The 11,939-nt window shown below is 66.8% G+C and carries 11 protein-coding genes; 6 read left to right on the top strand and 5 right to left on the bottom strand.

What is annotated here, in order from left to right:
* Positions 1 to 55: 55 nt before the first annotated feature.
* The gene (locus tag CBW50_RS12525) at positions 56 to 421 is read right to left on the bottom strand and encodes a hypothetical protein (protein ID WP_086145865.1); all 366 of its coding nucleotides are present in this window, start codon (positions 419 to 421) and stop codon (positions 56 to 58) included.
* Positions 422 to 1,150 carry a hypothetical protein gene (locus CBW50_RS12520; RefSeq protein ID WP_086145864.1) on the bottom strand — a complete coding sequence of 243 codons (729 nt, stop codon included), beginning with the start codon at positions 1,148 to 1,150 and terminating at the stop codon, positions 422 to 424.
* Between the two features lie 212 nt (positions 1,151 to 1,362).
* Between CBW50_RS12520 and CBW50_RS12515 the strand changes: the two genes are divergently transcribed.
* Positions 1,363 to 3,132, top strand: a complete 1,770-nt coding sequence (locus CBW50_RS12515; protein ID WP_253251931.1) for a diguanylate cyclase — start codon at positions 1,363 to 1,365, stop codon at positions 3,130 to 3,132.
* Here the strand turns inward: CBW50_RS12515 and CBW50_RS12510 are convergent.
* Positions 3,125 to 3,607: a CinA family protein gene (locus CBW50_RS12510; protein WP_086145863.1), complete on the bottom strand. Its 483-nt coding sequence runs from the start codon at positions 3,605 to 3,607 to the stop codon at positions 3,125 to 3,127. The two genes, CBW50_RS12515 and CBW50_RS12510, sit on opposite strands and share 8 nt — an antisense overlap.
* A 220-nt stretch (positions 3,608 to 3,827) precedes the next feature.
* Between CBW50_RS12510 and CBW50_RS12505 the strand changes: the two genes are divergently transcribed.
* From CBW50_RS12505 to CBW50_RS12495, 3 genes are read left to right on the top strand one after another with little or no spacing between them, the layout of a single operon-like run.
* Complete coding sequence (locus CBW50_RS12505; RefSeq protein WP_157792350.1) at positions 3,828 to 4,445, top strand: YfiR family protein; 618 nt, start codon at positions 3,828 to 3,830, stop codon at positions 4,443 to 4,445.
* Positions 4,445 to 6,475, top strand: coding sequence for an ATP-binding protein (locus CBW50_RS12500; RefSeq protein ID WP_086145861.1), 2,031 nt, complete (start codon positions 4,445 to 4,447; stop codon positions 6,473 to 6,475). Before CBW50_RS12505 ends, CBW50_RS12500 begins: the two co-directional genes overlap by 1 nt.
* The gene (locus tag CBW50_RS12495) at positions 6,472 to 9,045 is read left to right on the top strand and encodes an EAL domain-containing protein (RefSeq protein WP_086145860.1); all 2,574 of its coding nucleotides are present in this window, start codon (positions 6,472 to 6,474) and stop codon (positions 9,043 to 9,045) included. The genes CBW50_RS12500 and CBW50_RS12495 overlap by 4 nt, the downstream gene beginning before the upstream one ends.
* Positions 9,046 to 9,048: 3 nt before the next feature.
* On the opposite strand, the gene thiL is transcribed toward CBW50_RS12495, so the two are convergent.
* Positions 9,049 to 10,029 (bottom strand): thiamine-phosphate kinase, encoded by a 981-nt coding sequence (gene thiL / locus CBW50_RS12490; protein ID WP_086145859.1) that lies wholly within the window; start codon positions 10,027 to 10,029, stop codon positions 9,049 to 9,051.
* Positions 10,030 to 10,118: 89 nt separating this feature from the next.
* Here thiL and CBW50_RS12485 point away from each other — a divergent pair, with 89 nt between their 5' ends.
* A complete protein-coding gene (locus CBW50_RS12485; RefSeq protein WP_086145858.1) occupies positions 10,119 to 10,712 on the top strand; it encodes a hypothetical protein in 594 nt (197 codons plus the stop codon).
* On the opposite strand, the gene CBW50_RS12480 is transcribed toward CBW50_RS12485, so the two are convergent.
* Positions 10,709 to 11,230, bottom strand: a complete 522-nt coding sequence (locus CBW50_RS12480; RefSeq protein ID WP_086145857.1) for a MarR family winged helix-turn-helix transcriptional regulator — start codon at positions 11,228 to 11,230, stop codon at positions 10,709 to 10,711. The genes CBW50_RS12485 and CBW50_RS12480 overlap by 4 nt on opposite strands.
* Positions 11,231 to 11,352: 122 nt before the next feature.
* Here CBW50_RS12480 and CBW50_RS12475 point away from each other — a divergent pair.
* A partial coding sequence (locus tag CBW50_RS12475; protein ID WP_139842492.1) for an MFS transporter occupies positions 11,353 to 11,939 on the top strand: 587 nt, incomplete at its 3' end.

The following is an 11,939-nucleotide window of genomic DNA, read 5'->3' as shown; positions in this document are numbered from 1 at the left end:
AAAGACGCTGCGGCCCGCTCGTGGCTGGCGCAGCGCGACGGTGCTACGGTCGGTGCTACGGTTGATACAGCAGGGCTGCGCCGCCCAGCACCAGCAGCGCGCAAACGACGGAGACGAGGGCGGCCGCGCCCAGCAAACGCCATTCGCGCGGCGTAAAGCCGGCCGGCCCGGCCGGCGATGGCGCGGGTACTTGCGGCACGGGCCGGGCCATGGCGGGCGCTGCTTCGGCCGGCACGCCGCCCGTGGCGCGCGCCTGCGCGGCCAGCGCCTGGGTGGCCGCGTCCAGCAGGGCCAGCTGGCGTTCGACGGTGTCCGCCAGCACGGCTTCGTTCAGCGCCACGAGGGCGAATATCGGGTCATCGACGTCGACCTTGATGCCCGTCTTGTCGAACACGTGGCTGCGCAGTGTGTGCCGGTCCATCTACCACTGCACCTTGTCGAGCTGTTCGAAGATGTCGCGGTAGACGACCTTGATGCGCTGCTTTTCCATGATGTTGAACTTGTCGTTCTGCAGCACTTCCTGCATCGTCAGGCGCGCCGTGTTCATTTTTTTTACATCGGCGCCGAAGGTGTCCGGGTTGCGCTGGCTCAAGGTGATGCTGCCTTTCACGCGCGCGCGGTTGTCGGCATACGATTGCGATTCGACAAACTGCTTGCCCGACGCCGATTGCAGCAGGCCGAAGTGTTCGTTCTGCCACAGCACCAGCGGCACCTTCGTCGCCTGCGCCGTGGCGACAAAGCCCGTGGCCGTGTCGTGCAGGGTGTCGCCGCCGCCGACGATGGTGTGGATGTACACCTTGCGCCCCGATTCTTCCAGCAGCGAAAAGCAGTCGTTTTCCAGCAAATAGCCCATCAGCGGCGAAAACGTGTTCGCGCCATTGTCGACCACGCAGTTGCCGTCTTCTTCGAGGATGTCGATCATCAGCGCGTCGAAGCGCTTCGGGTCGATGTTGCGCGCATCCGTCATCACGGGCACGTGCTTGACGTTCATCGCCTTGTAGCGCGAGAAGGTGGCGTTTTCCTGGTCGGTGTCATAGCAGCGCAAAGGCGTGCCGTCCTTGCCGCCTATCCACTGCGCCAGCAGGGTCGAGACGAGCGTCTTGCCGATGCCGCCCTTGCCCTGCAGGATGAAATGTACCGTGTTTTGCATTGCGACTACTCCAAGTTGTTGCGTCAGTGACAATCAAAGATCCGTGACAGCGGCGATTGCCGCGTGCGTGGCCGCGACTGGCATTTTTACCACAATCCTTTGCAAAGATGCCATGCGGGACAGCGAATCTGGTTATGATGTTAATCAGGATACCATTGATACAGAGCAAGTTTTGTGCGAAAAATCCACCCCAGCGTGTGTATGAGGATGCAGTGCCGATCTCCAGTCTCGATAAAGCCGACATAGACCGCCTCAATCAGCAGACCCTGTCCTGCCTGGTCGGCAACCGCCGCCAGGCGCGGCGGCTGGCGCAGATGGCGCTGGCGGCGGCGCAACGACAACAGTATGCGCGCGGCAGCGCGTATGCGGAACTCAATCATTGCTGGCTCGCCTATTACGCGGGCGAGGCCGAGCCGCCGTGCGGGCGCTTGCGCGCGTATTTCCAGCAGACGTGCGACCTGGAAGGAGGCATGGAAGTGGCCGCCCTGCAGGGCGCGTACGCGAGCCGGCGCGGCGACTTTGCCGACGCCGAGCAGCATTTCCTGCTGGCACGCAGCCAGGCCGCGCAGATTCCCGACTCGCTGCACAAGTTCATGCTGTACGCGCGCCTGGGCGTCGACGCCCTGAACCGCGGCGACACGCAGGACGGCCCGCGCAATTTTTTGCTGGCGCTCGACATCGCCGAGCGCTTCGGCAGCCCCGCGCACCGCGTCAACAGCCTCTCGAACCTGGCCTCGTCGCAGCACGACCTGGGCAATGACGAAGACGCCATCCCCCTGCTGGTCGAGGCGCTCGACATCATCGGCACGCAAAAGCTCAAATACCAGCAAACCATCGTTTCGGCCAACCTGGCCATGTGTTTATTAGCCACGGGCAAGCCGGCCGAGGCGCTGGCGCTGGTGGAACCGTTTTACGAGTGGCCGGAAGAGGACCTGGCCGTGCGCGCTTTTCTGTTCTGCATCGCCGCCCACGCGGCCATCCTGCTGCAGCGGCCGGCCAGCGCCCTGCAACTGCTGCTGCGCGCCGAGGACTATGCGCGCCGGGGCCAGGACCTGGAAGAGCAGATGCACGCGTGGCTGGTGCGCGGCAAGCTGGACCTGCATGCGGGCCAGACGGCCCAGGCGCTGGCGTCGCTGACGCAGGCGCACAGCCTGCTGAGCTGGACGCGCAATCCGTTTCACCAGCAGCAGATCCTGCGCGGTTTGTCCGATATCAATGCCCAGCTGGGCGAATGGCAGGCCGCATATGGTTTCCTGCAGCAATACCAGGCCGCGTACGAGGCCAGCAGCAAGTCGGCGCGCGCCTCGCGCCTGCTGATGCGCAACCTGGAAAAGGAAATGCACAGCCTGAAGGCCGAGCGCGACAAGGCGCTGGAGCTGCAGGCGGCGCGCGAGACGGAAAACGTCAAGCTCGAACACCTGAACCGCGAACTGGCGCACCAGATCCTGCACGTCAACTCGCTGCAGGACAGCCTGAAGGAGCAGGCCCTGCGCGACCACCTGACGGGCTTGTACAACCGCCGCCATTTCGAAACCTGCCTCAATGCCATCCTGCACGAGGCCGACGCAAACGCGCCCGTGGCCATCGCCATCATCGACCTGGACTTCTTCAAGCGCGTCAACGACACCTACGGACACAACTTCGGCGACGAAGTGCTGATCCAGTTCGCGCGCCTGGTGGAAAGCCAGCTGCGCGGCAGCGACATGTTGTGCCGCTATGGCGGCGAGGAATTCTGCCTGCTGTTGCGCGAAGCCGACAGCGCCATCGCGGCGCACAAGATCGACGATATCGCCGCGCGCTACCGCCAGCTGCTGATCCGGCAGGCGCCGCACAGCTTGACGGGCTGCACCTTTTCGGCCGGCATCGCCGAATACCCGCGCCACGGCGCCGGTCGCCACGAATTGCTGATGCGCGCCGACAGCGCCCTGTATGCGGCGAAACAGGCGGGCCGCGACCGCGCCTGCATCGCCGGCCTTACTTGATAAAGCGCAATAGTCCCTGCAGGGCATGAATGACGGATTGCTCGCGCACGGCTTGCCGGTCGCCCGCAAACACCAGCCGCTGCGTCTGCACGCGCCCGTCCATGGCCCAGCCGAAGCAGACGGTGCCGACGGGCTTGCCGGGCACGCCGCCCGTGGGGCCGGCGATGCCCGTGGTCGAGACGGCCACCTGGGCGTCGCTGTGGGCCAGCGCGCCTTGCGCCATCGCGGCGGCCACTTCCTCGCTGACGGCGCCGTGGGCGGCGATCAGCTCGGCGGGCACGCCCAGCATGCCGCTCTTGGCCCCGTTCGAATAGGTGACGAAGCCCCGCTCGAACCAGGCGCTCGAACCGTTGATGTCCGTGACGGCCTGCGCCACGCCGCCGCCCGTGCACGATTCGGCCGTGGCCAGCAGCAGGCCCCGTGCCTGCAAGGCCTGGCCCACGGCGGTGGAGAGGGTAAAGAGTTCTTTGCTCATCGGTGATTGCGCGCGTGCTGGGGAGGAAGCATGACTGTAGCATGGCCTGCGGTAAAAGAAACTTTCCCCGGTATCAGCGAAAATGCGTACACTCTTTTATACATTTGCTACCAATATGGGCGGCAGGCGGTCTGCCGCTGCGCCACCCTGGTTCGCATCGCCCGAATAGGGACGCGGCATGGCGCCGCGCCTTCGAATGCATTATCTTTACTCGGTTGTCATGGCACTTCTGAACTGGACCTGGCGGCAGCATGCCGGCCCCCTGCGTCGCCCCCTGCGCGGCGCCATCCGCAGCCCCATCCGCTGGGGCTGGCTATTGCTGCTCCTGGGCGTGCTGTGCGCCGGGGCGCGGGCGCAGGTGCCGGCGGACCTGGAGCGCCAGGTCAAGGCCGCGTACCTGTACAAGTTTGCCGGTTTTGTCGAGTGGCCCGATGGCAGTTTCGTCCGGCCCGACGCGCCGCTGGTGATCGGCGTGGCCGGTGCCGATGCGCTGGCCGAGCAGCTCGAACTGAGCGTGGCCGGCCACAGCGTCAACGGGCGCAGCGTGCAGGTCAGGAAGGTGCGGCGCGGCGAGCCGCTGGCGGGGCTGCACGTGCTGTACCTGGGCGCGCTGGAGAAAACGGCGTTGCAGGAAATGCTGGCGGCCAGCCGGGGCCTGGCGCTGCTGACGGTGTCCGATTCGGACGAGGTGTATGCGATGGGCAGCATGATCAATTTTGTGATGGCCGACGACAAGGTGCGCTTCGACGTGGCCCTGAAACCCGTGGCGCAGGCGCATATCCGCATCAGCGCGCGCATGCTGCTGGCCGCCTACCGCGTGCAGACGGGGGGCGCCTGATGATACGACTGCGCTCGATACGCCACAAACTGATGTCGGTGGTCTTGCTGACCACCCTGGTGGCGCTCGTCATTTCGCTGGGCACCATCGTCGTCTACGACTTGCGCGCCTACCACCGCAACCTGGTGGCCGACATCAGCACCCAGGCCGAGCTGCTCGGGCATATGAGCTCGGCCGCGCTGGCCTTCGACGATGAGCGGCTGGCGCTGGAAAACCTCAACCTGATGCGCATCCGCCCGCGCGTGACGGCCGGCGCCCTGTACAAGGCCGACGGCAGCCTGTTTGCCAGCTACCGCGCGAATGAGCGCGTCGGCGTGCTGCCGGCGCAGGTGGGCCAGGAAGGCGTCAGCATCGCGGGCAAATCCGTGGAATTGTTCAAGCCCATCGTCGACAATGGCGAACTGCTGGGCACCGTCTACCTGCGCGCCGACTATGAACTGGCGGGCCGCACGGCCGATTACCTGGCCATCGCCCTGGGCGTGACGGTGCTGGCGCTGCTGGTGGCCTTGCTGCTGCTGCGCCGCCTCGACTACGTGATCACCCAGCCCATCCTCGACATCGCCGACGTGGCGCGCGAGGTGATCGAAACGGGCGACTATTCGCGCCGCGCGCGCAAGCTCAGCGCCGATGAAGTGGCGCAGCTGGTCGATTCCTTCAACAAGATGCTGGCCGAGATCGAATTGCGCACGCAGGCGCTGGAACGCTCGAACGGCGAGCTGGCGCGCGAGGGCGAGCAGCGCGCCCAGGCGCAGCAGGAAGTCATGCGCCTGAACCAGGAGCTGGAAGTGCGCGTGCACGAACGCACGGTGCAGCTGGAAATGACGAACGGCGAACTGGCCATGGCGATGGAAGAGGCGCGCAGCGCCAATTATGCCAAGTCGGCCTTCCTGTCGTCGATGAGCCATGAATTGCGCACGCCGCTCAACGCCATCCTGGGCTTCGCGCAAATCCTCAGCTCCGACCGCCTGCCGTCGACGCTGGAGCAAAAGAAGGAATTTGCCGGCCATATCCTGAAATCGGGACGTCACCTGTTGACCTTGATCAATGAAATCCTCGACCTGGCCAAGGTCGAATCGGGCACGGTCAGCCTGTCGCTGGAACCGGTCGGCCTGCACGCCATCCTGCAGGAGTGCCGCGACATGATCGCGCCGCTGGCCAGCCAGCGCGGCATCGGCATGGCCTTTCCCGCGGCGTGCGCGCTGAACGTGCTGGCCGACCGCACGCGCCTGAAGCAGATTCTGCTCAATTTGCTGTCGAATGCGCTCAAGTACAACCGCGAGCACGGCGACGTGGCCATCGATTGCGCGCCGCGCCCGGGCGGCCTGGTGCGCATCAGCGTGCGCGACACGGGCAGCGGCCTCGACAGCGAGCAGGTCGCGCTGCTGTTCCAGCCCTTCAACCGCCTGGGGCAGGAGGGCGGCACGGAGGAGGGCAGCGGCATCGGCCTGGTGGTCACCAAGCGCCTGGTGGAACTGATGGATGGCAGCATCGGCGTGACCAGCGTGCCCGGCGAGGGCAGCACCTTCTGGATCGAGCTGCGCGCCGCCGAAAGCCTGCCCAGCCTCGCGCCGCCGGGCTTGCCGCGGCCGGACCTGGCCGGGGCGCTGCTCGACAACAGCGCCCCCGTTACCCTGCTGTACGTGGAAGACAATCCCGCCAACCTGACCCTGGTCGAGGAAATCGTCCGCTACTGCCCCCAATTGCAGCTGCTGACGGCCACGGATGGCCGCCTGGGCGTGGAGATGGCGCGCACGCACCTGCCGCAGCTGATCTTGATGGATATCAACCTGCCCAATGTGAACGGCATCGATGCGCTCAAGCTGCTGCGCGCCGATCCGCGCACGGCGCACATCCCCGTCATCGCCCTGACGGCCAACGCCATGCCGGGCGATGTGGAGCGCAGCATGGCGCTGGGCTTCTACCGCTACCTGACCAAGCCGATCAACCTCGAGGAATTCACCGAGGCGATCAATAGCACGCTGGCCTACGTGGCGCAGCAGCGGCGGCAGAAGGGAGCCGGCGTCCCATGATCAGCCAGGCCGACATCTACGCCGCGAAAATCCTCATCGTCGATGACCAGGAAGTCAATCTGCGCCTGCTCGAGCACCTGCTCGGCAGCGGCGGCTACACGGCCCTGTCGAGCACCCTCGACGCGCGCGCCGTGGCGGGGCTGCACCAGCGCCACCAGTATGACCTGATCATCCTCGACCTGGTGATGCCCGCCATGAGCGGCTATGCCGTGATGGATGCGCTGCGCCCGCTGGAACAGGAGGGCTACCTGCCCGTGCTGGTGATCGCCGCCGACCCGGACGCCAAGCTGGCCGCGCTGGAGGCGGGCGCGCGCGATTTCATCAGCAAGCCCTTCGATGCGCTTGAAGTGCTCACGCGCATCCGCAACATGCTCGAAGTGCGGCTGCTGCACCGCGCCGCGCGCCACTACAGCGCCCTGCTCGAACGCACGGTGAGCCAGCGCACGGCCGAACTGCAGCGCTTTCGCGGCGCCATGGACGCCACCACGGACGCCATCTTCCTCGTCGACGTGCTGGGCATGACCCTGGTCGACGTCAACGACGGCGCCTGCCGCCTGCTCGGCTATGCGCGCGCCGAGCTGCTGGCGCTGGCGCCGGGCACCTTGCTGCCATCGCCGCCGGCGCCACCCCTGGCCGCGCTGCCAGGTGGCCCGGCCCACCTGGCGACGGAAGTGACGGAATGCGAACTGGTGCGGCGCGACCTGAGCCTGGTGCCCGTGGAACTGGGCTGGCACTGGTATGCGCAGGCGCCCGTGGCGGGCGGGGGCGCGGGCGGCCTGCTGCTGATCGCCGTTGCGCGCGACATCAGCGAGCGGCGCCAGGCGCAGGAACGCCTGAAGCACCTGGCCCACTACGACGGCTTGACGGGGCTGCCGAACCGCAGCCTGTTTTACCAGACGCTGGCCCAGGCCGTCGAGCTGGCGCAGGAAAAAAGCTGGCGCATCGTGGTGCTGTTCATCGCGCTGGACCGCTTCAAAAGCATCAACGACACCCTGGGCGCGGCGCTGGGCGACGAACTGCTGCGCCAGTTCAGCAACCGCCTGGTCGAATGCGTGCGCCTGCGCGACACGGTGGGCCGCCTGGGCAACGACGAATTTGCGCTGATACTCACCATGAGCCGCAACCAGCAGGAAGCCGTGGCCGTGGCCAACCAGGTGCGCGAAGCCCTGCGCGCGCCGTTCGACCTGCGCGGCCATGCGGCCACCCTGACGGCCAGCATCGGCATCGCCATGTACCCGGACGACGCGCTTGATCCGGAAACGCTGATCAAATACGCGAATACGGCCATGGGCGGCGCCAAGCAGGCGGGCCGCGACGGCTACCGTTTTTTTACGGCCGGCATGAACGTGCAGGTGCTGGCGCGCCTGGACCTGGAACTGGCGCTGCGCCATGCGCTCGAACACGAGCAGTTCATCCTGTACTACCAGCCGAAGGTGGACTTGCGCACGGGCCGCATCAGCGGCGTCGAGGCGCTGCTGCGCTGGCGCCGCCCCGGCTACGGCCTGGTGGCGCCGGCCGAATTCGTGCCGGTGCTGGAAGACACGGGCCTGATCGTGCGCGTGGGCGCCTGGGTGATCCAGGCCGCCTGCCGCCAGATCGCCGCATGGCGCGACAGCGAAGTGGGACCCGTGCACGTGGCCGTCAACGTGTCGAGCCGCCAGTTCGCCGAAGGCGACCTGGAAGGCGAGGTGACGCGCGCGCTGGCGCAGCACCAGCTGGCGCCGGAACTGCTGGAGCTGGAGCTGACGGAAACGGCGCTGATGTCGAATGCCGAGCGCACCATCGTGGTGCTGGGAAAGCTGAAGCAGATCGGCGTGAAGGTGGCCATCGACGATTTCGGCACCGGCTACTCGAGCCTGGCGTATCTGCAGCGCTTCCCCATCGACAAGCTGAAGATCGACATCGCCTTCGTGCGCAACATCACCAGCAACCCGAACGACGCGGCCATCGCGCTGGCCATCATCAGCATGGCGCACAGCCTGAAACTGAGCGTGGTGGCCGAGGGCGTGGAATCGCGCCCGCAGCTCGAATACCTGCGGCGCAACCGCTGCGATGAAATCCAGGGTTTTTATTTCAGCCGCTCGCTGCCGGCGCTGGAGCTGGGGCAGATGATCGTCGCCGGCGCCGGCCTGCCGCCCGGCCACGACCCGGCCGCCCAGCCGGCCCAGACCCTGCTCATCGTCGACGACGACGTCAACGTGCTGTCGTCGCTGCACCGCCTGTTCCGCCCCGAGGGCTACCAGATCCTCACGGCCAGCACGCCGGCCGAAGGCTTTGAAATGCTGGCCCTGCACAGGGTCCACGTCATCGTCTGCGACCAGCGCATGCCCAGCATGAGCGGCACGGAGTTCTTGAGCAAAGTCAAGGAGCTGTACCCGGAAACCATCCGCATCATCCTGTCCGGCTACACGGGCCTCGAAGCCGTGCTCGACTCGATCAACCGGGGCGCCATTTATCGTTTTTACACGAAACCGTGGGACGACACCCAGCTGCGCGACAATATCCGCCTGGCCTTCCAGCACTACTGGATGGTCAACCAGCCGGGGCTGGCGCGCGTGGCCGTGCGCTAGGATTTACTCGCTGAAGTGGTCGAACGACGACAGCTGCAAGTCCAGCGGCTGCCCCTGCGCATCGACCAGCCGCAAGCCTGATTGGGCCTCGATGCGGCCCACGCGCGTGACGGGCGTGCCGCAGCTGAGCGCCAGCGCGGCGATGGCCTCGCGCGACGCCGCCGGCGCCGTGAAGCACAGTTCATAGTCGTCGCCGCCGGCGGCCGTGTAGCGGCGGCGCAGGGCGGCCGCTTGCCGCGCCAGCACGGGGCCGGCCGGCAGGGCGTCGACGTCGAGCGTGGCGCCCACTTGCGACGCTTTCAAGATGTGACCGAGGTCGCCCGCCAGGCCGTCCGAAATGTCGATGGCCGCATGCGCGATGCCCGCTTCGGCCAGCGCGCAGCCGAGCGCCACGCGCGGCGCGGGCGTGTGCATGCGCGCGGCCGCCGTCGCCAGGTCGCTTGGCGCCAGTTCCTGTTCCATGCGGTAGCCGGCCAGGGCCAGGCGCGCGTCGCCCAGGGTGCCGCTGACCCAGATATCGTCGCCCGCCACGGCCGCGCCGCGGCGCAGGGCCTGGCCCGGCGCCAGTTCGCCGAACACGGTGATGCAGATGTTTAAGGGGCCTTTGGTGGTGTCGCCGCCGATCAATTCACAGCCAAATTCATCGGCCAGCGCGAACAGGCCTTCGGCAAAGCCGGCCAGCCAGCTGCGCTCGGCCTGGGGCAGCGCCAGCGCCAGGGTAAATGCCACGGGGCGCGCGCCCATGGCGGCCAGGTCGGACAGGTTCACGGCCAGGCTTTTGTGACCGAGCATGCGGGCGTCGGCGCCGGCAAAGAAGTGCCGGTCCTCGACCAGCATGTCCGAGGAGATGGCGATCTGCTTGCCGGCGCCGGGCGTCATCAGCGCGCAATCGTCGCCGATGCCCAGGGTGGCGCGGCCGGGGCGCTGGCGCACGAAATAGTGTTTGATCAGGTCGAATTCGGAAAGCGCGTCGTGTGGGGCCATGGCGTAGTCTGGTCGTTGAATGATGGTGTGGCCCGGCTATTATAGGCTGGCCTACAATACGGGCCTTTGCCACTGCCGAACATGCCCCTATGCCCCTCCACGATATCCACGCCGTGATGCAATCCTACCTTGACGATGGCTGGCTGCGCGAGCCACAGGCCGTCGGCCTTGCCAGTTTCACGGCGCCGGAACTGTTGGCGCGCGGTTTTTATGAACTATGCGATGGCGGCCAGCTGTGCCTGTATGAGGATGAACGCTGGTTCCGCCGCGCCAGCCGGGCCGTGCAAGCATCGTTCAAGGTGTATCTGCAAGGCGGCCGTTTGCACGCGAATGGACTGGAGCTCGGTTATCAGCTGCGCCTGGCCAGCGTGCTGCGCGCGGCGCGGCGGCCCTTGCCGCCGTATCGCCTGCTGTTGGAGGCGGGGGCGTGCAGCGGCGCGCTGCTGTTCGACAGCGGCCTGGTGCTGCAGTTCGCGGCCAACCTGCACGGTGCGCCCCGCCATTATTTCCTGACCCTTGTCGAGGGGCAGTTGCCTGACCCCGGCGCGGGCGAGCTCGACCTGCGCGCCGCCAGCGAAGGCCACGTCCAGGCCCTGTATGGCCACTGTACGCCGGAAGAATTGCGGCGCCTGGCCCGGCGCGGTCATGCGGCGCTGCGCGAGCTGGCGCAGCTGCTCGCTTAAACCTTCTTCGCCTGCGCCATGCCGTGCAGCAGCTTGGCCAGCAACTGGTCGAGCTGGCGCTGCTCGTCCGCGCTCAGCGGCGACAGCATGGCGCGTTCGTTGTCCACGTGCAGCAGCACCAGTTTTTCAATCAGTTCCAATCCCCCGGGCGTCAGGGCCACCAGCACGCCGCGCCGGTCCGTTGGGTGTTTCCGGCGTTCGATCAGGCCGGCCGCTTCCAGCCGGTCGATGCGGTTGGTCATGCCGCCCGAGGACAGCATGGCCGCCTCGTACAGGGCCGTCGGCGTCAGGCTGTAGGGCGCGCCCGAGCGGCGCAAGGTCGCCAGCACGTCGAATTCGCCCGGCTGCAAGCCGTGCTGCGCAAACAGCGGGTTGAGCCAGTCGCGCGCCATCAGCTGCGCCACCGTGCCCAGCTGGCCCACCAGCTGCATGGCGGCGGTATCCATCTGCGGCAGTTCGCGCTGCCATTGTGCGGCGGCAAATTGCGCGCGCGTGTGTTCTTGCGGGGTATCCGTCATGGCGTATGCATTTATCTCGACATCAAGATAGATTTCTATCTTTATGTTAAGATACTTTTCATCAAGTGATTATGTCACGCATTAAACCATGTGCCTCCCTGCGAGGCAAGGACTACTCTGCCATGCCTGTTGAACGCCCCGTCTCTTCGCCGCTGTCCTCGTCCGCCCTGCTGGTGGCCGCCATCATCCTGCTGGGCCTGAACCTGCGCCCCATCCTGGCCGCCATCGGCCCCTTGCTCGACAGCATCCAGGCCGGCACCGGCATCAGCAATGCCGACGCGGGCTTGCTGACCACCGTGCCCGTGTTCGCCATGGGCCTGTGCGCGCTGGCGGGCGCGCAGCTGCAGCGCCGCCTGGGCGTGGTGCGCGGCATTTCGCTGGGCATCGCCATCATCGCTGCCGCCTGCGCCTTGCGCTGGCCCTTGCATGGCAGCGGCGGGCTGATCGCCACGGCGGCCTTGGGCGGCCTGGGCATTGCGCTGGTGCAAGCCTTGCTGCCGGCCTTCATCAAGCGCCATTTCCCCGAGCGGGCGGGCCAGCTGATGGGCTTTTATACGACGGGCATCATGGGCGGCGCAGCCATTGCCGCCGCCTCCGCTTCACCGCTGGCGCAAAGCTGGGGCTGGAATGCGCTGCTGGCCCTGTGGGCGCTGCCCGCCGTGGCCGCCGCGCTGCTGTGGCGCCGCGCCGCCGCCTCGCGCGTGAACGC

This window comes from Janthinobacterium sp. GW458P, from assembly GCF_002127585.1.
Lineage (GTDB): Bacteria > Pseudomonadota > Gammaproteobacteria > Burkholderiales > Burkholderiaceae_D > Janthinobacterium.
Note: the sequence above shows the minus strand (reverse complement) of the source record. Positions and strands in the feature narration are given on the sequence as shown.